The sequence below is a fragment of the Mariniradius sediminis genome, from assembly GCF_021491425.1.
GTDB lineage: Bacteria > Bacteroidota > Bacteroidia > Cytophagales > Cyclobacteriaceae > Mariniradius > Mariniradius saccharolyticus.
This window is the reverse complement of record NZ_JAKEVZ010000001.1, coordinates 315,338-342,117: the sequence shown is the minus strand read 5'-3', so window position 1 is coordinate 342,117 and position 26,780 is coordinate 315,338. Positions and strand designations below refer to the sequence as shown.

General features: G+C 46.2%; 28 protein-coding genes. 16 read left to right on the top strand and 12 right to left on the bottom strand.

Going from position 1 to position 26,780, the window contains the following annotated elements; all coding sequences use genetic code 11:
* Both L0U89_RS01540 and L0U89_RS01535 read left to right on the top strand, forming a co-directional pair.
* The gene (locus tag L0U89_RS01540) at nt 1-849 is read left to right on the top strand and encodes a phytanoyl-CoA dioxygenase family protein (protein ID WP_234859896.1); all 849 of its coding nucleotides are present in this window, start codon (nt 1-3) and stop codon (nt 847-849) included.
* 467 nt (nt 850-1,316) lie between these two features.
* Complete coding sequence (locus tag L0U89_RS01535) at nt 1,317-2,504, top strand: Gfo/Idh/MocA family protein (protein WP_234859895.1); 1,188 nt, start codon at nt 1,317-1,319, stop codon at nt 2,502-2,504.
* Between the two features lies 1 nt (nt 2,505).
* On the opposite strand, the gene L0U89_RS01530 is transcribed toward L0U89_RS01535, so the two are convergent.
* A complete protein-coding gene (locus L0U89_RS01530) occupies nt 2,506-2,823 on the bottom strand; it encodes a hypothetical protein (protein WP_008632054.1) in 318 nt (105 codons plus the stop codon).
* A 35-nt stretch (nt 2,824-2,858) separates the two neighbouring features.
* Here L0U89_RS01530 and L0U89_RS01525 point away from each other — a divergent pair, with 35 nt between their 5' ends.
* Nucleotides 2,859-3,515 (top strand): hypothetical protein, encoded by a 657-nt coding sequence (locus L0U89_RS01525; RefSeq protein ID WP_008632056.1) that lies wholly within the window; start codon nt 2,859-2,861, stop codon nt 3,513-3,515.
* 2 nt (nt 3,516-3,517) lie between these two features.
* Here the strand turns inward: L0U89_RS01525 and L0U89_RS01520 are convergent, their stop codons facing one another.
* Nucleotides 3,518-5,308, bottom strand: coding sequence for an ABC transporter ATP-binding protein (locus L0U89_RS01520; protein WP_234859894.1), 1,791 nt, complete (start codon nt 5,306-5,308; stop codon nt 3,518-3,520).
* 144 nt (nt 5,309-5,452) lie between these two features.
* On the opposite strand from L0U89_RS01520, the gene L0U89_RS01515 reads away from it, so the two are divergent.
* From L0U89_RS01515 to coaE, 7 genes are all read left to right on the top strand, one after another.
* On the top strand, nt 5,453-6,553 hold the full coding sequence (locus L0U89_RS01515; RefSeq protein ID WP_234859893.1) for a Glu/Leu/Phe/Val family dehydrogenase: 1,101 nt from the start codon (nt 5,453-5,455) through the stop codon (nt 6,551-6,553).
* A gap of 262 nt (nt 6,554-6,815) precedes the next feature.
* Nucleotides 6,816-8,000 carry a transcription antitermination factor NusB gene (gene nusB / locus L0U89_RS01510; protein ID WP_008632062.1) on the top strand — a complete coding sequence of 395 codons (1,185 nt, stop codon included), beginning with the start codon at nt 6,816-6,818 and terminating at the stop codon, nt 7,998-8,000.
* Between the two features lie 13 nt (nt 8,001-8,013).
* Nucleotides 8,014-8,316 carry a YtxH domain-containing protein gene (locus L0U89_RS01505; protein ID WP_008632064.1) on the top strand — a complete coding sequence of 101 codons (303 nt, stop codon included), beginning with the start codon at nt 8,014-8,016 and terminating at the stop codon, nt 8,314-8,316.
* Between the two features lie 13 nt (nt 8,317-8,329).
* A complete protein-coding gene (locus L0U89_RS01500) occupies nt 8,330-8,869 on the top strand; it encodes a DUF1573 domain-containing protein (protein WP_234859892.1) in 540 nt (179 codons plus the stop codon).
* Nucleotides 8,870-8,872: 3 nt separating this feature from the next.
* A complete protein-coding gene (yajC, locus tag L0U89_RS01495; protein ID WP_008632086.1) occupies nt 8,873-9,187 on the top strand; it encodes a preprotein translocase subunit YajC in 315 nt (104 codons plus the stop codon).
* A 68-nt stretch (nt 9,188-9,255) separates the two neighbouring features.
* On the top strand, nt 9,256-10,167 hold the full coding sequence (locus L0U89_RS01490; protein ID WP_234860115.1) for a YbbR-like domain-containing protein: 912 nt from the start codon (nt 9,256-9,258) through the stop codon (nt 10,165-10,167).
* A complete protein-coding gene (gene coaE, locus L0U89_RS01485) occupies nt 10,154-10,765 on the top strand; it encodes a dephospho-CoA kinase (protein WP_234859891.1) in 612 nt (203 codons plus the stop codon). The genes L0U89_RS01490 and coaE overlap by 14 nt, the downstream gene beginning before the upstream one ends.
* On the opposite strand, the gene L0U89_RS01480 is transcribed toward coaE, so the two are convergent.
* A complete protein-coding gene (locus L0U89_RS01480) occupies nt 10,762-11,004 on the bottom strand; it encodes a hypothetical protein (protein WP_040481755.1) in 243 nt (80 codons plus the stop codon). The two genes, coaE and L0U89_RS01480, sit on opposite strands and share 4 nt — an antisense overlap.
* Entirely contained in the window at nt 11,001-11,999 is a 999-nt protein-coding gene (locus L0U89_RS01475) for a tetratricopeptide repeat protein (RefSeq protein WP_234859890.1), read from the bottom strand. Before L0U89_RS01475 ends, L0U89_RS01480 begins: the two co-directional genes overlap by 4 nt.
* Nucleotides 12,000-12,057: 58 nt before the next feature.
* Between L0U89_RS01475 and L0U89_RS01470 the strand changes: the two genes are divergently transcribed.
* Nucleotides 12,058-12,555, top strand: coding sequence for a C40 family peptidase (locus L0U89_RS01470; protein ID WP_008632097.1), 498 nt, complete (start codon nt 12,058-12,060; stop codon nt 12,553-12,555).
* 78 nt (nt 12,556-12,633) lie between these two features.
* On the opposite strand, the gene L0U89_RS01465 is transcribed toward L0U89_RS01470, so the two are convergent.
* From L0U89_RS01465 to L0U89_RS01440, 6 genes are read right to left on the bottom strand one after another with little or no spacing between them, the layout of a single operon-like run.
* On the bottom strand, nt 12,634-13,242 hold the full coding sequence (locus tag L0U89_RS01465) for an HmuY family protein (protein WP_234859889.1): 609 nt from the start codon (nt 13,240-13,242) through the stop codon (nt 12,634-12,636).
* Between the two features lie 9 nt (nt 13,243-13,251).
* On the bottom strand, nt 13,252-15,552 hold the full coding sequence (locus L0U89_RS01460; protein WP_234859888.1) for a TonB-dependent receptor plug domain-containing protein: 2,301 nt from the start codon (nt 15,550-15,552) through the stop codon (nt 13,252-13,254).
* A 40-nt stretch (nt 15,553-15,592) separates the two neighbouring features.
* On the bottom strand, nt 15,593-16,639 hold the full coding sequence (locus tag L0U89_RS01455) for a hemin-degrading factor (RefSeq protein WP_234859887.1): 1,047 nt from the start codon (nt 16,637-16,639) through the stop codon (nt 15,593-15,595).
* 6 nt (nt 16,640-16,645) lie between these two features.
* A complete protein-coding gene (locus L0U89_RS01450; protein WP_234859886.1) occupies nt 16,646-17,446 on the bottom strand; it encodes a heme ABC transporter ATP-binding protein in 801 nt (266 codons plus the stop codon).
* Between the two features lie 2 nt (nt 17,447-17,448).
* Entirely contained in the window at nt 17,449-18,510 is a 1,062-nt protein-coding gene (locus tag L0U89_RS01445) for a FecCD family ABC transporter permease (RefSeq protein WP_234859885.1), read from the bottom strand.
* The gene (locus L0U89_RS01440; RefSeq protein WP_234859884.1) at nt 18,507-19,364 is read right to left on the bottom strand and encodes a heme/hemin ABC transporter substrate-binding protein; all 858 of its coding nucleotides are present in this window, start codon (nt 19,362-19,364) and stop codon (nt 18,507-18,509) included. Before L0U89_RS01440 ends, L0U89_RS01445 begins: the two co-directional genes overlap by 4 nt.
* Nucleotides 19,365-19,721: 357 nt before the next feature.
* On the opposite strand from L0U89_RS01440, the gene atpD reads away from it, so the two are divergent.
* The 3 genes from atpD (at nt 19,722) to rpsU (ending at nt 21,856) form a co-directional block, all read left to right on the top strand.
* Nucleotides 19,722-21,224: a F0F1 ATP synthase subunit beta gene (gene atpD / locus L0U89_RS01435; protein ID WP_040481773.1), complete on the top strand. Its 1,503-nt coding sequence runs from the start codon at nt 19,722-19,724 to the stop codon at nt 21,222-21,224.
* 41 nt (nt 21,225-21,265) lie between these two features.
* On the top strand, nt 21,266-21,514 hold the full coding sequence (atpC, locus tag L0U89_RS01430; protein WP_008632125.1) for an ATP synthase F1 subunit epsilon: 249 nt from the start codon (nt 21,266-21,268) through the stop codon (nt 21,512-21,514).
* Between the two features lie 147 nt (nt 21,515-21,661).
* A complete protein-coding gene (gene rpsU, locus L0U89_RS01425; protein ID WP_234859883.1) occupies nt 21,662-21,856 on the top strand; it encodes a 30S ribosomal protein S21 in 195 nt (64 codons plus the stop codon).
* 483 nt (nt 21,857-22,339) lie between these two features.
* Here the strand turns inward: rpsU and L0U89_RS01420 are convergent, their stop codons facing one another.
* On the bottom strand, nt 22,340-23,416 hold the full coding sequence (locus tag L0U89_RS01420) for a hypothetical protein (protein ID WP_234859882.1): 1,077 nt from the start codon (nt 23,414-23,416) through the stop codon (nt 22,340-22,342).
* Between the two features lie 845 nt (nt 23,417-24,261).
* On the opposite strand from L0U89_RS01420, the gene L0U89_RS01415 reads away from it, so the two are divergent.
* Together L0U89_RS01415 and hpf are read left to right on the top strand one after the other, a co-directional pair.
* Nucleotides 24,262-25,146, top strand: a complete 885-nt coding sequence (locus L0U89_RS01415) for a tyrosine-type recombinase/integrase (RefSeq protein ID WP_234859881.1) — start codon at nt 24,262-24,264, stop codon at nt 25,144-25,146.
* A gap of 29 nt (nt 25,147-25,175) precedes the next feature.
* Entirely contained in the window at nt 25,176-25,481 is a 306-nt protein-coding gene (hpf, locus tag L0U89_RS01410; RefSeq protein WP_234859880.1) for a ribosome hibernation-promoting factor, HPF/YfiA family, read from the top strand.
* Nucleotides 25,482-25,568: 87 nt separating this feature from the next.
* Here the strand turns inward: hpf and chrA are convergent, their stop codons facing one another.
* Nucleotides 25,569-26,780, bottom strand: coding sequence for a chromate efflux transporter (gene chrA / locus L0U89_RS01405; protein ID WP_234859879.1), 1,212 nt, complete (start codon nt 26,778-26,780; stop codon nt 25,569-25,571).

Below are 26,780 nucleotides of genomic sequence, written 5' to 3'. Positions count from 1 at the left end.
ATGAAAACCAACACATTTCAACTCTCGCCCAGCCAAATCGAAGCCTACCACCGGGACGGCTATCTCCGGATTCCCGGCTTTTTCTCCAAAGAAGAAATCGACAAGCTCTACGGCATCGCCCTCGCCGATGATGCCATGCGAAAAAACGCACTGGACCTCAACGACCGGGAAGGCAAGAAGACGCGGCTCTCCCTATGGTTTACGCCGGGGAATGATACCTTTGGCTACCTCGTGCGCTGCCAAAAGATGGTGGACTCGGTACACACCTTGTTGGGTGTGGAATCGCCGGTTTGCCATTTCCATTCCAAGCTGATGCAAAAGGAACCCAAGGTAGGTGGAGCTTGGGAATGGCATCAGGATTACGGGTACTGGTACAAAAACCAGTTCATCTTCCCCGACCAAATGATGAGCGTGATGGTGGCGTTGACCGAAGCCACCAAGCAAAACGGCTGCCTTCAGGTCATCAAGGGTTCCCACAAGCTTGGCCGTGTCAACCATGGCTTTGCAGGGGAACAGGTCGGTGCGGATATGGTCATGGTCGAAAACGCGCTGAAAACCATGGAACTCGTATATTGCGAATTGCAGCCTGGCGATGCACTGTTTTTCCATAGCAATCTACTGCATCGCTCCGCCGCTAACCTGTCGGATTATCCACGCTGGTCGCTAATCGCCTGCTACAACAGCCAAAGCAATATTGCCTACAACGAGACATCAACCGCCTGGAAAGTGCCGGTCAATGTCGTTCCCAATGAAGCCATCCTCGAATGGAAATCTGAAGCATTTTCCAAATCAGACTTTCTCAAAAAAGAAAACGATCCGGCGCTCAAGGATACGGGATGGGAGAAATGAGATTTGAGAATTGAGAAGCGAGAAACGAGAATCGAGATGCCAGAAGCAAGAAGCAAGAAGCAAGAAGCGAGAGGCGAGAAGCGAGATGGGAGAAGCGCAGCTATGGACTATGGACCATCGACTATTGACCAATCAACAATAAACCAATAACTAATAACCAATAAACCAGCGATGGACCATGGACTAATTACCAATAACCCAATAACTGATAAAAGAGAAGCGAGAATCGAGATGCGCAGCTACGGACCAATAACTAATAACCAATAAACCCGCTATGGACTATGGACTATTGACCAATAACCAACAATCCCCGCCATGGACCATGGACTATTAACTATGGACTAATAACCAATAACCAATAACCCATCTATAGACTATGGACTATTGACCAATCACCAATAACCCAATAACCCCCGCTATGGACTATTAACTATGGACTACTAACCAATAACCATTAACCAAACCCAATGAAAATAACCATCCTAGGTTCGGGCTTTATTGCCCGGTTTTATGCCGATTCGCTCCATGCGCAGCGCCGTGTAGACCGAATACAGCGGGTTTATTCCCGCACCTTGGCCAATGCCAAGCGTTTTTGTGAAGATTATCAGTTGGATGGGTACACGGACAATATGGAAGAGGCGATCAACCATCCGGATACCGATGTGGTCCTGATCGCTTTGCCCAACCACCAACACCTCGAGGCGGTTTTGGCTAGTGCCAAGGCGGGGAAGCCTGTCCTTTGTACCAAGCCACTTGGCAGAAATGCAAAAGAGGCAAAAGCCATGTTGAATGCGGTTGAATCGGCGGGCGTTTTTGCCGGGTATTTGGAAGATCTCTGCTATACGCCCAAATTCCTGAAGGCCGTTAAGAGTGTCGAACAGGGAAATCTGGGTCGCATCCTCTGGACCAAATCGCGGGAAGCACATCCTGGCCCGCACAGTGATTGGTTTTGGAACAAGGAATTCTCAGGCGGTGGCGCAATCATCGACCTGGGTTGCCACTGTGTGGAGATCAGCCGAAACTTTATCGGCAAGCAACACAAGCCCATGGAAGTCATGTGCTGGGCCGATACCCAAGTCCATCCGATCGATGCCGAGGACCATGCCATCGGACTCGTACGCTTTGCCAATGGGGCCATTGGGCAGTTTGAGGTAAGTTGGACGTTTCGTGGCGGCATGGACCTTCGGGACGAAGTGATGGGGACAGAGGGCACCATTTGGCTCAACAGCTTCCTGCGGACGGGTTTTGAGATGTTCACCACAGGTCTGGGGGCGAGCTATGTCGCCGAAAAATCCGAGAGCGACTCGGGTTGGCTTTTCCCTGTGGGAGACGAAGCACATGAATTGGGTTATCCGCACATGTTTACGGACATGTTTGATGCCATCGAAAAGGGCAGGGAGCCGAGAGAGACATTTTACGATGGCTATGTGGTCAATGCGATTTTGGATGCCGCATTTCTCTCTGCCAAAAGCAAACAATGGGAACCCGTATTGCTGGAGGATTGGCGTGGTGAAGCACCGGGCAATGCGGGTTCCCATTTCAGGGAACATGACGCGGATCATTGGTTGATCAAACAGGAAATCCTGCCTAATGGGGACGTCAAACTGATTTTGAAGAACAAGCTGACTGGGGCGATTACCCAACAGCTTCAATAGCCTACTTGCGATTGAGTAAGGTCTTGATGCCTTCCATGATTTGGTGGAATCCTTCCTTGAAGTGTTCTTTGGATTCACTCAGGTTGGGTTCCATTTCTTCTTTCTTTTCCTCGTAAAACTTCGTCAAGCGTTCCTTGCCCTTCTGGAATTCATCTTCTAGCGTGGTCTTCTTTTCCTTCAATTCGGAGATCTTTTTCTCGATTTCCTCCTTGGCTTCACCGCCTGCTTCTGTCCCTTTTTCGATTAATTCTTCTATCTTGGCTCCTATCTGTTGGAGTATGGATTCTACTTCTTCAAATCCGGTTTTTTTCTCTGTCATTTTCCTGAAAAGTTAATGTTAAACAAGGTATTCTCATGATTTCCAAGATACTAGAAAAGCTACAAACCACCACCAAACTTAAGTTGAATTTGTTGGAGGAAACCCAAAAGGTTTTCGATGATTGCTTTGCGATTTGCCAACAACTAAGCCTCGACCTGAAAAATGCTGATGCCAAGGACATCCCGATCAAGGTGGAAAGGATCAACGAGTACGAGTTTATCTTCCGGATTGGTGCGGATGTGTTGATCTTTATCCTCCAAAGCAATACTGTGCGCCTTCCCGACGAGACCTACATCAGCAAATCCAAATACCTGAAAGAAGACGTCACGCTGCGGTTTTTTGGGCAGATTTTGATTTACAACTTTCTGGCAGATACGATCACCTATGGCAGGTTGGACGACCCCGGGTATTTGATTTGTCGGATTCTGCTCAATCGGGAAAACAAGTTTTATATCGAAGGGGATCGGAAAATCGTCTACAGCTTTCCCGATTTGGAGGAGAATCCCATGACTCAGGAAAAACTCAGAACCTTGGTGGAACTCCTCACGGTAGCGGCCTTGGACAATGACCTCCTGGCCCCCGCATTCCAGGACATCATGTTGATCACCTACCACCAAAAGCTGGAACACACTTCCAGCATGGGCAATCCCCAAAAAATTGGCTTTGAATTGTTTTCCAAAAACCGGGAATAAATCTACTCCTCTATAGCTTCCGCAGATTGGGTCTGTTTTTCGTAGAGCTCAGCGTATACGCCTTTCTTCGAAAGCAATTCCTCGTGGGTGCCGTATTCCACGATCCGACCATCGTCCAACACGATGATTTTGTCAGCTAGCTTGGCGGAAGATACCCGGTGTGAAATGATGATCGAAGTCCTGTTCTCCATGATTACCTTTAGGGCATTGAGAATCGCGTTTTCGGTCTTGGTATCGACGGCGGAGAGACAATCGTCCAAGAGAAGGATTTTCGGCTCTTTGGCAATCGCCCTCGCGATGGAAACCCGCTGTTTTTGACCACCGGATAATGTGATGCCACGCTCGCCGAGTCTCGTTTGGAATCCCTGCGGAAACTCTACAATGTTGTCATAAACGTCGGCATCCTTGGCGGCCTTTTCGACGATATCCATCGAGGTCTCGTCCATCCCAAATGCAATGTTATTGGCGATCGTATCCGAGAAGAGGAAAACATCTTGGGGCACAAACCCGATATTCTTGCGCAGGAATGCCAAATCGTACTTTTTGATATCGACGCCGTCGAGTAGGATTTCGCCTCCTGTGGTATCATACATCCGCATGAGAAGGTTGGCGAGGGTGGATTTTCCCGAACCTGTCGTACCAATGATGGCCATGGATTGACCGGCGTTGATTTTGAAGCTCACCTTGTCCAAAGCCCTGATTCCAGAGTCCGGGTAGACGAAATCTACTTCCCGCATTTCGATAGCACCTTGGATTTCGGTTTGGAGATTTTCGGTACTTACAATGTGATTTTTCTCGTCCAAGAACTCATTGATCCGTGTTTGTGAAGCCGCGGCCCTTTGGATAATGCTCGTTACCCAACCGAGGGAAGTAACCGGCCAGGTGAGGATGTTGACATACAGGATAAACTCGGCAATGACGCCGTATCCGATTTCGCCTGCAATCACCTGTCTTCCACCGATGTAGACGGTGAGTATGGTACTCAAGCCGATCAATGCCAGAATCAAGGGAAAGAACAGCGCCTCCACTTTGGTCAGGCGGATAGATTTTTCCTTGTAGTCGACACTTGACTTTGCAAACTCCTTGGCGCTATCCTCCTCCCGCACAAATGCCTTCAGCACCCGAATACCGGAAAAGGCCTCTTGGACGAAAGTACTAAGGCTGGAAAGGCTTTTTTGTATCTTTTCCGAGCGTTCATTGATCATGTTGTTGACATAATAAATGCTGACCGAAAGGATTGGCAGCGGTAGCAGGGAATAGATGGTGAGCTCCACATTGACCGTAAGCATGTAGCCAATCACCATTGGAAAGAGGACTAAGAGGTTGATACCGTACATGATAGCGGGGCCAAGGTACATCCTGACAAGTCCGACATCCTCCGATATACGCGCCATGAGATCTCCCGTGCTGGTGCGACGATAGAAACTGAGCGGAAGTTTTTGGTAATGTTCAAAAAGCTCGTTTTTCATGTCATACTCGATGAGCCTTGACATGATGATGATGGTTTGTCGAATGAGGAAGAGAAAAAAGCCCCTCAACAAGGCCATTCCAAGAATCAACACCCCGAAAATCACCACAATCCTCAGGAAGCCCGAACGTGCTATCCCGGCCAAATCCGCCTCAGCAAATCCCTGGTACAGCGAAAAACTGTCCACCACATAATCTATGGCAATTCGCACCAACTGGGCGGGGATAATTACAAAAACATTGGAAATGATGGTAAATAAAATTCCCAAAAGCAGGTAACCCTTGTATTTTACGAGATATTTATTGAGGCGCCAGAGGGGTTTCACGAAATAAAAAACTTTTAAATGCTTGATAAGTTTTATAATACTCCATTAATTGCATAGAAAATGGCTGTTCAAGAAAGATAATTTCGAAACAAACATTCTAAACCGTAATCCCAAATATAACACATTAAACCCATCTGAGTTCACATGGTAGAGATTAAAACCGAGGAAAAAGTGAGGGAAGGTTCCATCTATGGACAGATAACTTCCCTTGGCCACGAGCAATTGGTGATCTGTTACGACGAACCAACCGGTCTCAAGGCGCTTATTGGTATTCATAACACGGTGCTGGGACCGGCCTTGGGCGGAACCCGGATGTGGAACTACGCTTCTGAAGCAGAAGCCATCACGGACGTACTCCGGCTTTCGCGGGGGATGACTTTTAAAGCTGCCATTTCTGGCCTCAATCTCGGCGGTGGAAAAGCCGTGATCATCGGAGATCCAAAGTTGAAAAACGAGGCATTTCTCCGAAGGTTTGGCCGCTTCATCAATTCCCTTGGTGGACGCTATATTACCGCAGAAGACGTCAACATGAAAACCAGCGATATGGAGTATATCGCGATGGAGACCAAATATGTGACGGGACTTCCCGAAGTCAAAGGTGGCGGAGGCGATCCTTCACCCGTGACAGCCTACGGAACCTACCTGGGTATGAAGGCTGCAGCCAAAAAAGTATATGGATCCGATAGCTTGGAAGGCAAAAAAATCGCTGTTCAAGGCATTGGCCAAGTGGGTAAATACCTCGTGGAATATTTGGTAAAAGAAAATGCGACGGTATACATTACCGACATTTTCGAAGACAAGTTGCAGAAAGTAGCCAAGGAGACTGGTGCCACTGTGGTCGATGCCAATGTCGTGTACGACTTGGAAATGGACATCTATGCGCCCTGTGCCTTGGGTGCGACCGTCAATGACCAAACCATCGATAGGCTGAAGTGCAAGATCATCGCGGGCGCCGCCAACAACCAGTTGCAGGACGAACAAAAGCACGGCAAAATCCTGATGCAAAAAGGAATCACATATGCTCCGGATTTCCTAATCAACGCAGGCGGACTTATCAACGTGTACAACGAATACATCGGCGGGTACAACCGTGAGCTCACTTATCGTCATGCGGAAAAAATCTACGACATCTGCACCGCGATCTTGGATAAATCCGAAAAAGACCGAATCCCCGCCCAACAAGCGGCCATCGAAATGGCTTGGAGCAGGATAGAGGCAATGGGCAAGGTGAAAATGCCTTATTAAGTACGAAGTAAGAAGTACGAAGTTAGAGGTACAGAACTGGAATGTAGAAGTTAGAAGTACGAAGGCTGAAATTTGGGACTTGGGCTTTCGAAATAAAGGGGAGAGTGATTTTTCTTTCCATACCGTTTAAAATAAATCAAAAACCACCTGGGCACCCGCTTGGAACTGTTTCAGGTGGTTTTTTGTATCCTAGGAGTCGAAGGGAAATCCTTTTGGAATTCCTAGTTCAAATTGAATTATATTTGCGTTCTTTTAAATCAGTATGCTAAACAGAAGAATTCTCCGGGTCAAAGCTTTTCAAAACCTTTATGCCTACGAACAGTGCAAAGCTTCCAACCTAAACCTGGCAAAGGATCAAATCCAGGAGGCTTTTCAACCCGACCTGAACAGCATGGAGGTGCAGGACAAGCGTGCACTTAGGCGGCAGTCAGGCTTGGCCATGGATCTTTTTCTGAAAAACCTGTACAGCGACACGCTTGCCACGCAGGAACATCACACCAAGAAGATCGTCGAGGAGACCAAAAAGGCGATCGACTTTTTCCACCAGGCCAACAAGAAGGATTTTGAGTTTTTGGCAAAAAACATGATTTCCTCTGCCGAGCGCATTCCCCAGCTTTACCTGAGTGCGATCGAAATGCTGATCGCATTTGGAAGATACGTCCGGGATGAAAACGAGCGGAAAAGGAAACTGAGCGCAGAAAGGCAAATCACAACCACTCCGGAACTGAATCTTTCCGCCAATAAAATCCTCCAAAAGATTTCCGATTCACACGAATACAATAGTGCAATAGCCAGAAACCATGTTAATCTCAATGACCTGGAACTGGAGATCGGGGAATGGTACCACAGTTATGTGAAGCCATTGGAAGAATATCAAAACTATATCAAGTTGTCCGCACCGACTTTGGAAGAAGACTTTGAAATAGCCGATGCCATCCTAAAAAAGGTGATTTTCAAAGTGGATGCGATCTTGAACTTCTTTTCGGAGAAGGATTTCAACTGGACAGAAAACAAATCCATTGTGCGGAGTTTGGCGGCAAAAGTGCTCAAAAACGTATTGGAACATTATGATACTGAGGGCGAAGTACTGCCAGAGATTGCCATCAACTGGGAGGAAGACAAGGAATTTTTCCGAAATATCTTTAACTTGTCGGTCCAAAACGATGAGGCAAACAAAGCGTTGATTGCCAAGAAAACCCAAAATTGGGACATTGAACGGGTCGCCCAAACTGACAAAATCATCATTTCGATGGCCATCACGGAGATGAAAAATTTCCCGAGCATACCAGTCAAAGTGAGCATCAACGAGTATATTGACATCTCAAAAACCTACAGCACACCCAAAAGCAAGCAGTTTGTCAACGGGCTGTTGGACGTTTTGGCCAAAGAATTAACCGAATCGGGTGAAATCCGTAAGAGCGGTAGGGGTTTATTGGACAACAAATAAAACGAACTTAGTCATGAGCAAAAATTCAAACGCATGGATCGCATTTTTGGTAGGAGCCACGGCGGGAGCCGTCTTGGGCGTCCTCTATGCGCCTGATACAGGAAAAAACACCCGGGACAAGCTTTCCTACCAACTCTCCAAATACAAGGAAGAGCTGGAAAAAATGATCAATGATCTCATGGATGGCAAAAACATGCCCTTCAATGAGGCAAAGTCTGAGGGGAACAAAGTGATCTCCGAAGCCAAAAACAAAGCAGAAAACCTGCTGAGTGATGTCAACAAACTGATAGAACAAATCAATAGAGAAGCAAATTAACCCTTTAAGAAAAATGAAATACCTTCACCTATCCGCCGTAGCCCTCGGCCTAGTCCTGATGGCTGCAAGCTGCGAAACGAAAAAAGACGACCAAGCAGCAAAAATTGCCGAACTCGAACAAAAACTTGCCAGATTGGAAGCAGCCAATCCTGTTCCTACCAATGTAGCAACCGTGGAAGAAGCTGACCCTTCTACCCTCGGCGCCTTCAAATTCTCCGAAATGGAATACGACTTCGGTACCATCGAAGAGGGAAAAGTGGTCGAGCACCTCTTCAAATTCACCAATGATGGCCAAGCTCCATTGGTGATTTCCAACATCACGGCTTCTTGCGGCTGTACCAGCCCTGACTGGACCAAGACTCCCGTCAAGCCAGGTGAAGAAGGTTTTGTAAAAGTGGTCTTCAACTCCGCTGCTAAGGCTGGAGCTCAAGCACCTACGGTTACTATCCAAGCCAACACCAGCCCTAACGTCACCAGATTGAGGATGAAAGGCAATGTAAACGCAAAAACAGCCAGCGCGGCACCAAACCAACTCGGTCCAGTAAAGAAATAATCTATGAATAACTGGATTTTGCTACAAGCCGGAGGAATGTCCGGCATCATGGGTCAGGTGTTTCTCTTTGGATCCATCATCTTGATCATGTACTTCTTCATGATCAGGCCGCAGCAGAAAAAGCAAAAAGAGACCAAATTATTCTTGGAAGCCATCAAAAAAGGTGACTCTGTAGTCACTATTGGCGGAATCCACGGAAAAGTCTATGCTGTGGAGGGAGAAACACTCACCTTGGAATTGGATAAAGGATTAAAAATAGTGGTCGAAAAATCGGCGATTTCCGCTGACTTCACCAAAAGAGCAACTGGGACTAAATAACTCAGAATTTGGCCAAGTTTCCTAAAATTTTTGGCAATCTCAATCCACAAAAGATTGCAAACCTTAAAGTGGCGTTGCTGTGTTTCCTCGCAGCCGCCACTTTTTGGGTTTTAAATGCCCTCAATAAAGATAATTACACTACGGTAGTCGACTTCCCCATTGAATTCTCCTACAACGAGGAAGAGTTCATGCCTGTGACCACCCTGCCGGAGCGCATCAAAGTAGAAATCAACGGCAACGGCTGGGATTTGCTGCGGAAGTATTTCAAAATCAACGAAACACCCTTCCAAATCGAAATGGAAAACCCGTCTTCGAGACAGTTTTTGCTGACCTCCGAAATCAGGCGGGCCTTGGCCGAGTCCATTACCCCCAGCAACTTGGTCTCGATCGTCACGGATACCGTGAAGTTTGACATTGACCGGATCGTGGCCAGAAAAATCAAAGTAGAAATAGATACCAACGCACAAACGCTCGCCAAGAACTATCGACTGGCCGGGAATATTACCGTCGAACCCGCCTCGATTACAATCAAGGGGCCCACATCCAAGTTGGAGCAACTCGAAGGTGTGTACAAAATCGACTTGGGGGAAAACAAGATCAACAAATCATTCAACAAGATCCTTCCCTTGGAATTGCCGAAGGAGTTCGAGGATTTTTTGAGCATTGAAGAGGAAAGCGTCCATATCCGCTTCGACGTGTACCAGATGCTGGAGGGCAACAAGCGGCTAAAACTCACCAAACAAAATTTCCCACGAAATGCTTCGATTGTGGATGAACCATCGACCATCATCATGACCTATTTGATTGATGAAAGAAAGGCCGATGAGCTGAAAAACTATGAATTCGAAGCTGTGGTAAATTACAACCGACGGGATCGCGAAGACAGCACGCTGATGGTCGATGTCAACCCGAAGCCGGGATTTTTGGAAAATATCCAATTTAACCCACAAATCCTAAAACTGCGGTATGAAAATAAGTAAGCCGCTTTTGGTGGGAATTACGGGAGGAATTGGATCCGGAAAATCGACCGCATGTAGGATTTTTTCGATTTTGGGGGTTCCCATTTACTATGCCGATGACCGGGCAAAATGGCTGATGTCACACGATACGGACCTGAAGCAAGCCATCATTTCAAACTTTGGGGAGGAAAGCTATACTGCAGATGGCAGCCTGAATCGGGCGTATCTGGCTTCGGTCGTGTTCCCGGATGAGCAGAAAGTTGCCATTATCAACGGTCTTGTCCATCCGGCAGTGAAGAAAGACTTTGAAAAATGGGTTGGCAGCCAAACCGCCCCATATGTTCTCAAAGAAGCTGCACTTTTATTTGAAAGCGGTTCCTATCAGGATTTGGACAAAATCATCAACGTATCCGCCCCGCTCAAAACACGCATCACCCGGGTCATGATGCGGGACCGGCACCGGACCGAAAAACAAATCCACGAGATCATCGACAAACAGCTGAGCGACGAAGAAAAGAACCCTAAGTCTGATTTTGTGATCAAGAACGCTGACAATAAGCTGCTGATTCCACAGGTTTTGGAACTGCACAGAAAGCTACTGGCAGCCGCTTCCGCTTAAATGGAAATCTGTATCTGATCGAGGTAAAATTTCATCCTCGAATGGGCGGTGTTCAAAAAATCAATCCGATCAATCTTGTCCAACTTGTGATTGTAAAAAACCTCAATGTACTCGTCATGTAGCAGGTACAGGTTCACCTTGTGGCCATAGTACCGAATAGCCACCACGAAAGTCCCCTCCATATACAAGAGCTGGATTTTTTTATGCAGGGGAAGATTTGTGAATTCCTCTCGACTCATTCTCTCAACAGCGTCAGTTCCTTCTCTGCAGCAATATACCCAAAAGCCGACCAATATCCAGTTTGTATCACGTTGTCAAAGATAGATTTGGCCTTTACCGTATCTCCTTGTGCCAAAAGAAAATTGCCGACACCATACCCCTGCGTCACGTATTGTAGGCGGCTGTCCGCCATGTCTCCCTGAATATTCAGCAAAGAGTCGGGCTGAATGAGGCCCTTGTACATCAGCATTCTCTTGAAATAGGCATCGTTTTCAATGATAGTCATACTCTCCGTGTCCGTCGCCCGAATCAGGCTGGAAGCTTCCTCGGAGCGCCCCAACTTCACCAAGGTCATGTAGTACCAATCCAAGGTTGCGACAATCGAATCGTCGTTGTCTGAAACCTCCAGACACTTTTTGTACGCCTCCAAGGCTTTTTCGTAATTTCCTTGCATGTATTCTGCCAATCCCAAATGGTACCAAACATTGAATTGGAGATTGGAAAGCGGAATGTTTTGTGCATTGGGCATTCCGTCCTGTTCGACTTCCAAGGGGCGCCCCTCCATCAGTTGGGCTGCTTTTTCCAAGTCTGAAACGGCCTTGTCAAACTGCCGGGTGGTGATGAAGCGATGCCCACGGTGTCGAAGTGGTTCGGGTGCATCGGGGAATTTTTGCGCAGCCAATCCGAAAGTCTGAATTGCCAAGTCATGACGTCCGAGGTATGCCTGCCTTCTCCCAACCCAAATGAGGTTTTCGAGCGTCGGTTCCTTGGCATAAAGCGATTCCGCCTCCCGGAGTTTTTTGATTTGATCATTGAGTGCGGCAGAATCCAAGACGGTAAAAAGCGAATCACCCTTGATGTCGATCCCCTGAAATACGCGCTCTTTATCCTTCAATACCGTCGAAATCGGAACTTCTTCCTCGATTTTTTCCTGCTGGCAAGCGAAAGCAAAAATGCCCAAACCGAGTCCTAACGCAACCGCTTCTGCCTTGAATGACCAATATTTCTTTTTCATATGTTTTGAATGCATGACCTGACAATGTATAATTGAAAGTAGAAAATATTTCCGAGTAATGAATTTGAGCTTTCAGGAATTTACCAAAATACGCCCCTTAATTTTTTTCATCATCGCGGTTTCTTTGATTTCATTCAGTTCCTGCTCTTCGAGCAAAAAACTCCAACAACAACGTGTCAACAAGGTCATTGAAACGGCGCGGAGTTTCCGTGGCACGCCTTACCGGTACGGAGGTACGACACGGGCGGGAATGGATTGCTCGGCCTTGGTATTTCAGTCCTTTCAATCCGTAAATATCAACCTGCCAAGAAGCTCCGAGGCCCAAAGTAAGGTTGGTAAAAAAGTGGGTGAACAGCAGTTGGCGCCAGGAGATTTGTTGTTTTTTGCTACCGGGAAAAAGAAAAATCAGGTATCACACTCCGGCATCGTGACAGACACCTCTAAAGGAAACATCATCTTCATCCACGCGTCCACCTCCTTGGGCGTGACGGAGGACAACTTGTCCCAAGCCTATTGGAAAAAGGCTTTCCTTTTTGGGAAAAGGGTATTGGACTGACATATCCCGAATTGATTTTTTTTTAGGCGCAAAATCAAAAGGGAGCATTTTATTGCCCCCTTTTGCATTCAGATACCCTCAAAACTTCGTACTGCCATTCGGCTGCAAAATGTACCGGAATGTATAATGCGCGCTCGGGGTAGTTCTTGGATCGATTTGTTCAACGGGAGGATTCCCTTTGTAGTAGCTCAGGATTTCCATCTTTACATAATTTCCTTTGGTGGTCTTGACCAAAATGACCCGTCCGGGAATTGGAGTTACAGTAAATGTGGCCGAGTTGTAATTGTACCACCCTGTTCCACTGCCGGTAGGAATGGCAAAGCTGGTTTCAGTATCCGTCGCAAATGTCGCTGAGGCAGGAACTTCCTTGATCTCTTCAAAAATTCCAGTCACTATCGAAGCGTTGACATTTTTGGTGTTATTGACTCGAATCGTAGTGCCTTTAAATGCCAAGTCCCAATCTTCATTTTCGGCTACAAGCTCGTTTTTTTCCAAACTGAAATATTGAAAAGGCCGCACTTCCAACACTTGGTTCGTGTTTCGGTCAATCAGGTCGTTTGGCGCTGCCAAATCCTCTACCAAGATCGCCTCGAGTGGCAAATCGGGGGTATTGTTGTCGGCGTTATCACAGGAAAATAGAACTGTGGCAGCTCCCAAGATAAATGCAAATTTTTGGATTGTTTTCATAATTAGTTATCAGTTTATAAGATTTAGAATTGGAATTTTAATGCCTATGAAGAGTACGCGGCCGGGATTATTGGGCTGGGCGGGTGTCGCGGTGTCCAGTAGATTCGTTCCACCTGCCTCTAGAAACACACCGTTGCCAAATGTTCTTGAAGCTGTAAGGTTGAAGCTCACCCATGCCGGGGCGTATTCCCGCTCATCGTCAAGAATCAGGTTTCCATTGAGATCGGCAAAGCCAAACTTGCCTCTGAAAATTGCACGAAACGCAAGGTCCACACCGGACGTCCGTTCTTGGTAATTGATTTTGAGATTCCCGCTATGGCGGCTTCTATTGAACAGCCCTCCATAGTCCGCGCGTGTAACCCTGCGCGTCTGGTTTTGTACGTTTCGTTTGAAAATCTCTCCATTATCGATCCGTTCGATGACTTCCAAGTCTCTCGCGTCCAAAAAAGCATAGCCGGCGCTTAGGCTAAGGTTATCAAGAAGATCGATTTGGGCGTCAACTTCGACACCCTGGGTAACTACGCTGCGGATATTGAAATAGGAGAACGCGTTTTGTCCAGTGACCAGCCGCGCAATTGGTGCCGTTTCGATCAGGTTGTCTATTGCATTGTGGTAGGCATTTAGGTGTACTTGGCTTTTCGGCGTTGGTTTCCAGCGAAATCCGGTATTGATCGCTCTTGAGGTTTCTGCATTCAGATCGCCAATCGTTACCGGATTGATGAGTATTTGAGCAATCAGACCCTGTTCTTGAAGTCTTGAAATGCCCTCTGCGGCCAGGTTTGCCCCAAACACATAGTATCCCGCTGCGGCATTGTTGAAATTCAACAAAAGCTGTCTGAAATCCGGTGTCTTGAATCCAGCCCCTATCGATGCCTGCCAACTGAAATTGTCCCAAATTTGGTATTGTCCGGAGATTTTTGGGCTGAGCCTGCTTCCAAACTGATTATGAAAATCCGCCCTCAAGCCCGTAACAATGTTGATTCTTTCGCGAGGATCCCAAATATGCTGGACAAAAACATACCCTGCATCAAAGCGATTTGAGCCGTCGTACCTCGTTGCTTCGACGGTTTCGATTTGCTGCCCCAATCCAAGGGAAACAAGGTTCCTTGGATTTGCCATGAAGTCGGTTTGGAGCTCGGTGCGATGGAAAAACTGGTCGAATTCCTGCAAATCGAAGATTTCATTGGAAGTTCTAAACTTCGATTCTGCATTTGTGGAAAACCAGGAGGTCATTCCCCGCAGCGTAATAGTCCAATCCGTGTTTGGCTTGAATCGAAGGGTGGGGTTGAGGTTGAAATCCGTCCTACTGTTTGCGAGATCGAGAATTTGGGTGCCGGAATTTCCATTGGCTTCCAAAATCCCATGGGAAGTTTCTTTGTATCCCCTACCAAAAATGCTGACATTGAATTTATCTGAAAGTGTTCCCGTCACTTTTAGCTGTCCGGTTGAGGCCATGTATGGGTTTTGGGTTTGCCCGACCGTTTCGGGTGTCAAGTCAAAGCCGTCTGTTTTGAAATGGTCGAGGAAAACTTGGCTGCTCCAGTTTTTTTTGCCGATGCCAAATTCCAGAAATGGATTCCAAGAATTGAACGAACGATGCCGCATCCCCAAATCCAAATTCGATCGATTCTTACTGGACTTAGTGATGATATTGATAATTCCACCCATTGCCTCGCTGCCATAAATGGCGCTGGATGGTCCGCGTAGGATTTCAATCCGCTCGATATTGGAAACAGATAGCCTATCGAGGTCAAAAGTGCCCGCCGTTCGACCAATCATAGGTTCTCCGTCCAACAGAATCAGGATGTAATCAGAATCCAATCCCTGCATCTGAATTCCGGACCCATGGTCTGATGTAATTTGTATGCCAGTCTGCTCCCTTAGGACCTCAGACAAGCGAATTCCGCCTGTTTGAGTAATCTTTTCAGTATTCAGCACGGTCACGGGCATCGGTAGCTGCTCAACGCTCCGCTCTGTACGTGTAGCTGAGATGACTACCTCCTGAAGTTTTCCCGATTTTTCTTGTAGAATGATCTCCTTTTCGGCCAGCCATTCATCCCAGGTCAATTCTCGGCTTTCAAAACCCAAAGCAAAAATGAATATCCTCTCCGATGGGTTTTGTACGGTCACATTGCCTAGTTCATCGACAAAGATGGCTTTCTGTCCCTCCAATTTGACTACGGCATGGGCAATGGGATTCCCGGACACATCAACGATTCTCTTGTCTGTATCACGAACGGATGCAAATGCACTCGTACAGAAAAGCAAAGAGAGGAGGAGCTTGATTTTATTTAGATTAATTCTACTCATGATTTGAAAATTTTTTGGTGGGGGAGGTCCCCACCAAAACTTAGGATAGGGTGTCTATCAATTCTTTCCAGGCAGCCAATTGGGGAATGCCGGGTTTTCTCAACCCAAAAAACTGGGCGATCATTTCCCCGTCCTGGTCAAACAGCTCCAAAGAAGAAACGAGGCCGTCTTCGGTGTTCTTGTGTACCACAAATGCCGAAGCAATCACATCTTCATTGAGGTGCATGTTAAAATCCGGATCCATCACATTGAGCCAATTGCCCATTTGACGGATGGTGCGCACCTTACCTTGATGGATTTGGATGTTTCCTTTGTTGCCAGCAAAAATCATGATGGGCATCTGCTGTGCTGATGCGGTTTCCACGATTTTCCTTGCAGACAGCCTGTCGACCTGCCGCGCCCATTTGTCATCGATCCACTTCACGGCATCAAGGCGATGCACCTTGTATTTGCGGAGCATTCCAAAGAACTCATGGGTGTCTTTCATATTTTCCCAATCTTTGGTAAAGGCATCCATGTCGATTTCCTTGGCATATTCGGGCTTTTCAAAGGGAACAAATGAAAGCGGCTCGGCTTGGTCGGGATGACGGTATTGGCTTACCAGGCTTTCAAATACCTCTACATTGCTCTTTTCCTGAAGGTAAATCTTCATGATGGCCTCGCCTGATTTGTCGAAAAACTGGAAACTCCTCATCGTGCCCCTTGGCGTTTCATTGACTACGGCAAAACCATATTTCCAAGCGCTGAAAAATACCCTTTGCTCGATCGGTCCGATGACCGTTGCCACTTGATGGGGAGCCTCTCCCTGCAGGTCAATTTTCTGAAAGTTACCTTTGTGTTCCAGTACGCATCCTTCGTTTCGCGTGAGGGACATTACCTTACCCAAGCCTTTGCAGGCCACCAATAACTCCGCCCAGTTTCCGGTGAGTCGAATGGTATGTTCGCCGATGGTGGTTGACAAAAGCTCCGCCTCAGACACACCAAGATGCTTGGCAGCATCACGGATTCTCAATTGAGGTTGGGTTTTCTTGAGTTCTTCCCAAGCCATGCTGAGCTCTTGGGTTGAATGGTGGAGTGCTGTTTCCATATTTGATTAAGATAGTGTTAAGGAAAGTTTTTCGATGAAATTGGGGTTTGTCTGTACAAAGGGTGCAGCAGAATCAGCTCCTGGAATCACGCGGATGGGATGATCAAATACCCAAGCCAGGTTTTCGGATGTAATCGTGTCTTCAACCGATCCCTGCTTGAAAATCAATCCTTTCTTCAGCAGGACGACGCGGTCGGCGTAGTGGGCTGTCATATTGAGGTCGTGCAAAATCACCAGGACAGCCACATTCCTTTCCTTGACGGATTGAAGGATATTCATGGCTTTGTGCTGAAAAGCAATGTCCATGCTGGATACCGGCTCGTCGAGCATGATGTACCTGGGAAAAGGTTTGGGTTCCCAAACCTGCGCCAAGACGCGCGCGAATTGGATCCGCTGTTTTTCTCCACCCGAAAGGTTGCCGTAGAGCTTGTCCCGTAGGTACCAGGTTTCTGTAGCAAGCATCACTTCCGAAATGATTTCCGCGGCACGATCGCTACCGGATGCAAAAAGTCCCATTTCCACGACTTCGATTGACCGGAAAGGAAAGGTCAATTCCGAATGTTGCGGCATCACGGCCCTAATGCGGGCGAGCTCCTTGGTCTTGTATTGGTGGATGCTTCGACCATTGTAACGCACTGTGCCATGCTTACATGGATTTTCACCTGATAAAATTTTGAACAGGGTCGATTTCCCGGCACCATTTGGACCTACCAATACAGTAAGCTCTCCAGGGCGAAGATTCACCGATGCTTGATCGATGATCGGCTGGTTTTTGATACAGAAATGTACGTCCTGAGCCTGCAGCATGGTCAATAGCGGATTTTTTTGAATCGAAGAATAAGCCAAACAAAGAATGGTGCACCCATAATCGCGGTGATGATTCCGATTGGCATTTCGGCAGGCATCACAATGGTCCTTGCCAAGATATCCGCACCTGTCAACAAAATGGCACCGAGAAGAAAAGAGCCAGGAAGTATCAGGCGGTGATCAGCGCCAAAGGTCAATCTGAGCAAATGAGGAACAACCAAGCCCACAAATCCGATAGTCCCCGACATAGATACCGCTGTTCCCACGATGACGGCCGAAGCGACGAGTAAAATGATTTTTGTTTTCTGCACATCGACCCCCATGTGGAAAGCCTCATTTTCACCAATGGCTAGCGCATTGAGATTTCTGAATTGGGAAAGAAGAAAAACAACCGGACCGACGATCAGCAGGAATCCGATTCCAACCTTGGTCCAATTGGCACCGCCCAGATCTCCCAAGCTCCAAAAGGTGAAGTTGCGGATGGCTGCATCATCGGCATAGAACAGTACCAATCCAATCAAGGCACCCGAAAGTGCATTCAATGCGACACCCGAAAGAATCAAAAGCGATATGTCAGTCTTGCCAAATTGACTGGCGATCCGATATACGATATAGGTATTGAGTAGCCCACCAATAAACGCAGCAAGCGGCAAGGCAAAAGGACCCAAATAATGCCAAGCTGGTATGGACGCCCCAAAAACAATGAAAATCACTGCAAAAAGCGCCCCTCCTGTGCTGACCCCAATCAAGCCGGGTTCTACAAGCGGATTCCTGAACAATCCCTGCAATGAAGCTCCGGTAATCCCCAATCCACCGCCGACAAGAATAGCCAACAAAAGCCGCGGCAAGCGGATTTGGAGTAAAACATTGGATTGCTGGGCGGTGAAGTCGGCGAAATTCACACCAAGCTGACTGGACATGATTGATAATACGTTTCCAAGTGGAATCGAAAACGCACCAACTGACAGAGACAAAAACGCAAGCACCAACAAACCAACACCCAAGCCAAGGAGAACCTTGGCCTGGAGTTCGGTTTTAGTTTGGCTTATGGTATTTACTGTCATGGTTTGATTCTAACTGCTTTTGCCAATTCCAACGCTGCTTTTCCCACCCTGGGACCGAATCCAGATAGGTAAAGGCCGTCATAGGCCAAGATCTGATCCTTTTGAAATGCGGTCGTGCTTTCGATGCCGCGGATATTTTTTACGCCTTCCTTTCCGCCGATTGACTGCAGGCCAGACTCAAAAAACAGCAGATAGTCGGGATTCATGGTCGCCAAGGACTCCGGTGTCAGGGGTACAAAATCCTTGAACCCAACACCAGCGGAGCGGATGCCTGCCATTTGCATCAATGATGCCGAGAAGGTATCCTCGCCCGCCACGAAAACCATTTCTTGGCCACGTGCCATCACGAAAGCCATAGAAGGCTGTTCAGACTTGTCGCTCAGGTAATTTGACAACGCTGCCATGTCTTTGTCCAATTGACTGAGTAGTTCTGCTCCATTTTCGGATACACCGAGGTAATCAGCGATTTCCATGATAATTGCCCTTGTTCCCTCAATTGTGGTGGGTTTCTTAAAAAACTGGATTTCGATTCCCGCAGCCTGCAATTGTGATACCACGTCAGGGGTCATGTAGCCTTCTTCCGCCATAATCAAGCTTGGTCCCAAAGCCAAGATTCCTTCTGCCTTGATCTGATTTCTGTAGCCGATCGAAGGTAACTCTTGCATTGATGCAGGATAGGTGGAAGTGATATCCGTAGCGATGATCTGGTCGCCGAAACCCAATTCATGGACGATCTCCGTAACTGTACCGCCAGCGGTGATCAGTTTTCGGGTTTCCTGTGCTTGTTCGCTGGTCCTCTTCTCTCGACATCCGAACACAAGTAGCAATACAAATGCGATAATGGCGTATTTCATTTAATTAGACTGATTCAAAATAATGATGCAAATATGCGTCTATTTAGATTTAATCCAAATTCATTTTAATTGAAAAAATCTATTGGAATCAGAAGGAGATTTTATTAAAATCTGATCAAGAACCTCATAGAAAAGGACTATCGTTTCCGCTATGAGGAACGAAACACGCTTCATACAAGGAATCAAAATCACTCAAATCCTTTTGGCGTCAAAACAAAAAAAACCTGAAAATCGCATCGTTAAAAAACGCTTCAAGACCAGATTAAAAATCCAAACATCCTTTGGTATTCGGCATTTATAATTAATTTTGCGACAAATTTTAAAGCAACAATCCTTTTTACAATATAATATTCAAAAATGGCAAACATTGGAAAGATCACGCAGGTAATCGGCCCCGTTGTGGACGTTTCCTTCGAAGGTGGAAAATTGCCCAATATCCTTGATGCACTTAAGATCACCAAAGAAGATGGTCTAGAGGTGATTTTGGAGGTACAGCAGCACCTTGGTGAAGACAGAGTCAGGACGATTGCGATGGACGCAACCGAAGGTATGGTGAGAGGTCAGGTCGTGACTGACTTAGGTGCACCGATCTCAGTTCCGACTGGCGATGCGATCAAAGGAAGACTTTTCAACGTCGTTGGCTCGGCTATCGACGGACTTCCGGAGGTAGTTTCTGCCAAAAGGCTTCCGATCCACCGTTCCTCCCCAAAGTTTGAGGATCTTTCCACTGCCACAGAGGTATTGTTTACAGGGATCAAGGTAATTGACTTGATCGAACCCTATGCAAAAGGTGGTAAAATCGGTCTCTTCGGTGGTGCCGGTGTAGGCAAGACCGTTTTGATCCAAGAGTTGATCAACAATATTGCAAAAGCATATTCCGGTCTATCCGTTTTCGCGGGAGTGGGGGAAAGAACCCGTGAGGGAAATGACCTCCTTCGCGAAATGATCGAATCAGGGATCGTTACCTACGGTGAGGAATTCCTCCATTCTTTAGAAACAGAGGGAGGTTGGGATCTTTCAAAAGTTGACTTGAAATCCCTGGAAGAATCCAAGGCGACATTTGTTTTCGGACAGATGAATGAGCCTCCTGGTGCCCGTGCCAGGGTTGCTTTGACAGGTTTGACACTTGCAGAATATTACAGGGATGGTGATGGTGAAGGTGCTGGACGAGACATCCTTTTCTTCATTGACAATATCTTCAGATTCACCCAAGCTGGCTCCGAAGTATCCGCGCTTTTGGGAAGGATGCCTTCTGCGGTAGGTTACCAGCCAACTTTGGCTACCGAGATGGGTTCCATGCAAGAACGTATCACTTCTACCAAAAACGGTTCCATTACCTCCGTACAAGCGGTTTACGTTCCTGCGGATGACTTGACTGACCCTGCGCCAGCTACGACTTTCGCCCACTTGGATGCGACGACCGTATTGTCCCGTAAAATTGCCGAGTTGGGTATCTATCCTGCTGTGGATCCTTTGGACTCAACTTCTAGGATTTTGAGCCCGGCTATCTTGGGTGACGAACACTACAACTGCGCACAGCGCGTAAAGGAAATCCTGCAGCGCTACAAAGAGCTTCAGGACATCATTGCCATCTTGGGTATGGAAGAACTCTCTGAAGATGACAAGCTTGTGGTTTCAAGAGCAAGAAGGGTACAGAGATTCCTTTCCCAGCCTTTCCACGTGGCAGAGGCCTTTACAGGCTTGAAAGGTGTGTTGGTCGATATCAAAGACACCATCCGCGGCTTCAACATGATCATGGATGGTGAGTTGGACCACTTGCCTGAGGCTGCTTTCAACTTGGTGGGAACCATCGAAGATGCGATTGCCAAAGGTGAAAAAATGCTCGCCGAAGTAAAATAAACAGTGCGAAGGCCCACTCGGGCCTACAAACCTAAAACGAAATGATAAATCTGACTATCGTCACACCCGACCAGAAAGTATTTGAAGGGGAAGTAACCGAGGCTACATTTCCTGGAGCAAACGGTTCCTTCCAAGTGCTGAAAAACCACGCAGCCTTGGTCTCCGCTTTGGGCAAAGGGAACGTATCCTATACGACCAAAGAAGGGAAAAAAAGCCACGTGGTAGAAGGAGGAGTTGTGGAAGTAAAAGATAACAAGATCGTCTTGCTCGCTGAGCGCGTGATTGAATAATAATTCCATACGATGGAAATATAAGCCCAAGCCAAACGGTTTGGGCTTTCTTTTTTCTATCGGAACCTGTCTGAAGTTTTTCTGAATGATTTTTGGGTAGTCAAAAAATAATTCTACCTTTGCTGCCCTGAAAGGAGGTGTATATACATGATCATTGTCAACGTAAAAGAAAACGAATCAATCGAGAAGGCGCTGAAGCGTTTCAAAAAGAAATTTGATAAAACTGGTGCCGTAAGAGAACTTCGCGCGAGACAACATTTCGTGAAGCCTTCTGTCAGAAGAAGAGAAGAAGTCATCAGGGCTGCCTACAGACAAAAAATGCAAGAGGCAGAAATGAAGTAATCCCTTACTTCGCATAAATTTTAGAGACGCATCTATCGAGAGGTAGATGCGTTTTTGTTTGATTCAAATCAGATCAAAATTTACTTGGACTTACGGGCAAATGAATGTTCGGAAAGCATGCTTTTATTATGATACTACTTAATAGACTGGACTTGTTTCAATTTCCCGTTTTCGATCTCAAATAATAATGGAGTTTGTCGGTCGAGGGAGAAATCCAGGAGGCTAACAAGCAACTCTCCGTCATCAATTATTTGCCAGGTAATCCATTCCCTTGTTTCTTTCGCGTAGGAGAAATCTGATAAAGATTTTTGCTTGGTGGGTGAATAAATCAAACCATAGTACTTACCCGGACTTCTTGGGTTAAAAATTATCCTATCAATACAGCTATCACAGTCAAGATTTGTGGTGGCCACAAGATTAAAACTTGATTCAGCTATACCAAGTCTATCTGAAAACATCTGAAAATCGGAGTAATTACACCCACTATTCAAGAATATCGCCATTCCAGCTAACAACATCAACAAAATATCCTTCGCTTTTATCATTTTTTCTTGAGAAATAAATTTTACCATCCTTGTCAATAAAAAGGAAATTTTTGTAGGCTTTCGGCAGTTTATATTCCCTGATTTTCCCCTTTTCTCCTTTTTCCAAATCTATAATCTGAATGATATACTCCTGTCCGGGGTGCTTGATCATAAATGTATTCAGGTCTTTGTAATCAAAGTTTTTGTCATTAATAGCCCTTCTGGCAACCCTTACAAAGTACTTGTGACCAGCCTTTTGCATCAGACTATTTGATATCAAATAATAATCGTTCTGATTGTGAAATACTTCGAGGTAGTGATTGTCCAGAAATTCACGCTGGTGCATGCCAAATGCCACGCCCCTTCCCCCAGACTTGTTCAATTTTCCGGAATAACGGATCACCTCGTAATCCTCGGTACCTTCCCTGAATATGTAGATATTGGGATCCATTGGGAAAGTGACAAAATATCGGCTTTCAAAATAAAGGATGTACGGTGATTCGGAGTCCCAAAACAAATGCTCGCGATAAGGACTTTCAATGGGATATCTAAACAAGGGTTTAAACTCTCCGGTATTCAGGTTTACTTTCACGGCAAGAAATGAATTCTCAAAAAATGCCTTTTCACTCGTCCTGAAATTTCGGTCGGATGCTACCAAGGTAATGTGTGGCTCGTTTAGGATATATTCAAAATTCACTATTTGGGTGTTAGATCCTCCTATTCCAATATTGGACCCTGTCACCTTCCTGATATTCCAAGACTCTTTAATCTTCAAATCTCCCCCCAATAGCAGGAGATTGTCGTACCCAGACTCTATGACAAAAATAGAATCCTTGTTGATTGGATACACTCCTCCAAGCACAAGGAGATCAATTTCGTTGATCCCATCTTGGAATCGGTTGTGTGCCAAAAGCTTTCCCTTTGTATCGAATTTGTGCACTACCGACCTCACCATATCGAGTCCATAAACGAGAGAGTCGTGGAAAGCACCAAACTCCACATCGTCAATCGAATAAATCTCAGTTTCGAACGACATCGTTTTTTCTACCGAAAAGTTGAATCGTTCGAAACCATCCTCAGGGCCTACACAACAAGGTATTAAGATTACAAGGAATAGGTAGGACCAGAGGTATTTGCCCATTTTGATGTATTGCTTTATCATTTGGTTATTTAGCGGTCGAAGGGAAAAAGATAACTTGATTCTCAAATTGGCTTGTCTTGGCACTTTGTTAATGAGAAGGGTAGGTTAGTCATTTGAGACGGCCCAGCTGACAGCTACCCTCTTTGACACTATTCCTAATTGTAACGCAGCACCCAACACGTTCCTGTAGAATCACAATGGACACATTGCGTCCCAATAACCTCTCCGGAACTGTTCTTCACCTGCTGGAGTGCCGCCTGCATTAGCCCAGGATCATCTCCAGGTAATGAGGCATCTTACGCAGTCAAATCTCCAAAGGAAATAGTTAAAAAAGACATGACGAAAACAAACATTAGCTTTTTCATAATTACATCTTTTTTTTATTTTAGAAATAATTTAAAGGTTGGCCAAAGGCCACCATAAAAATCAAAAATGCTGCGCTGTTATTTTTAATTTCAAACCTAATCTAATTGCTTTTCTATACAACTACAAACCTTTCGAGACTATTTTTTTCTTTTTATTTCCGTAAAATATTGATATTCAGGCATTTGATTTTTCAAAGAAAACTCCAAACTCTCTTTTCTTTGCTTAGCCCAAAAGGAATGACTCGTTTTCTACGCCAATTGAAATCGGACAAGTATGCTGTGAACATGGTCGACAAACGGCCTAATCAGATTTCAGCTGGAATTAATCGGAAATTCAAACACTTTGGAATAAATTCATACTGACTAAATGCACATATGGTCGAATCATTTATCAACCACCTCGAGTTTGAAAAGCGGACAAGCCGGCACACCATCATTGCCTACCGCAAGGATTTGGAGCAGTTCGAGGAGTTCAGCAAGCTTTCATTTGAGCAGGAAGACATCACAAAAGCCGACCATGCTGCGATTCGGGCTTGGGTGATCGACTTGGTCGAGCAGGGTCTGAATCCCAGTTCCGTCAACCGGAAGATCGCCACGCTCCGTTCCTTTTACAAATTCCTGATGCGCTCGGGAGAAATCACCCAAGACCCGACCTACAAGATCCGCTCCCTGAAGACGCCTAAAAGGCTTCCCGAATTTGTCCAAGAAGATGCCATCGGCAAGATCCTCGAAGAGATGCACTACCCCGCAGATTTTGATGGGCAGCGGGACCGCATGGTGATGGAGTTTCTGTACCTGACCGGTGTCCGACTATCGGAACTGATCGAACTCAAGTGGAGGGATATTGACCTGCACCAAGACGCAGTAAAAGTTTTTGGGAAAAGGAAAAAAGAAAGGGTAATTCCCATTTCCAAGAGCCTAAAACTGAATATTATTTCGTATCGAAAAGTATTCCATGAAACGTTTTCGATTACCGACGAAAATGACTATTTTATCGTTACCAAAGACAAAGAGCAGGCATATCCTATGAAGATTTACCGAATCGTGAGGCAGTATTTGGATCTTTTTGCTCAGACTACCAAAAGAAGCCCCCACCTGTTGAGACATACATTTGCTACTCACCTACTCAACAAAGGGGCCGACCTCAATGCTGTAAAGGACCTCTTGGGCCATGCCAATCTCGCCGCCACCCAGGTGTACACACACAATTCCATGGAAAAACTCAAGGCTGTGTTTGAACAGGCACATCCTAAAGCTTAATAATTGTTCAACTTAAAACCATTAATGTTATGAAACTGCAAATGCACTCCATCCACTTCGATGCAGATCAGAAGTTGATCTCCTTTATCCAAAAAAAGGCGGATAAACTTGATACGTTTTATGATCGCATCATTGACGGTGAGGTTTTTATGAGATTGGATAAAAATGAAAAGAACGAAAACAAGATTATAGAAATAAAAATGAACGTTCCTGGAAAAACACTTTTTGCAAAACAGCAGAGCGACTCTTTCGAAGCCGCAGCGGATGAAGCCGTGGAAGCACTGAGAAGACAAATCAAGAAATTCAAAGAAAAAGTGGTCTTGGAAAGACAATAAACCGAAAGGATGAATTCTAGGAGAAGCCCTTGTCAAAAGCAGGGGCTTTTTTTTGTCCTGCGGCCAAGCAAATGCCACAGCTGACCCCTACTGAAAAACACCCATTACCACCCATTGGTAGATTACCCCGGCGAAGATCCCTATCCCGATGATCAATGGAGAGGAGAGTTTGCCGTATCGCAGGAGAACGTAAGTGCCCAGGATCGCCGCGATATTGAAAAGATTGGCATCCAATGGCTCAAAAAGCAAAAATGCCGCCGCTACCAACATCCCGCAGCTGACCGCATTGATTCCCTCCAAGGCAGCCTTGACGGGTCGGTGCTTTTTCACCTGATCCCAAAACCGAATCACAAAAAATATCAGGAATGTCCCCGGGAGAAATATACCCGCAGCTGCTACAAGCCCACCCGTCAACATGCCCACAAACCCATCCTCCCGCATCGAAAGCGCGCCTATATAAGAAGCAATGCTGAATGTCGGACCCGGAATCCCTTGGGATAATGCATAGCCCGTGAGAAATTCCTGTGAACTCAGAAACTTTTTGAACTCGACAAATTCCGTGTACAAATAGGGAATCAAGACCTGACCTCCCCCAAATATCAAGCTGCCGTTGCGGTAGAAGTTCTCAAACAAAATCACCCCGCGGAATTGGCTAACGGCACCCAATACCGCCGCGACAAGCAATATTCCGGCCCACAAGTAAAAATTCGCCCACTTGATCACCAGCTTTTTGTCTGCGGATTCCTTGGGAAGATTACGATATTTCAATGAAGTAGTAACTCCACCTACCACCAGCAACAAGGGGAAAATGAAAGGCGAATTGTAAAAAAATGAAATGAACACCGAAAACATCATCAGCACAGATGCCTCGGTTGTCTTCACCATCTTGAATATTGTCTTTTGGGCAGCAAAGATGATAAACCCTATTGCCATGGGCTGGATGAACTTCGAAAACGTCAGCGCGCCTGGGGTATTCATTTGTAGGAAATCAATCAAAAAAGCCGCCCCGATCATGATGAGCGTTGCGGGCAAAATCCAAACAAAAAGGGAGAGATATGCCAAGTTGGCCCCACCAATCCGATAGCCAATTGCGGAAATCGTTTGGGTGGAAGTCGGGCCTGGAAGGATTTGGCATAAGGCGTTGAGTTCCCAAAGCTCCTGTTCGCGGATATAGCCCCGCTTTCTCACCATGGTTTCCAGTACCATGGCGAGAAAGGCTTGCGGGCCACCAAAACTCGTCAGGGAAAGCAAGAGTACGTCCTTGAGGTAGAGGTAATATCTGACTTTCCGGACCGACAC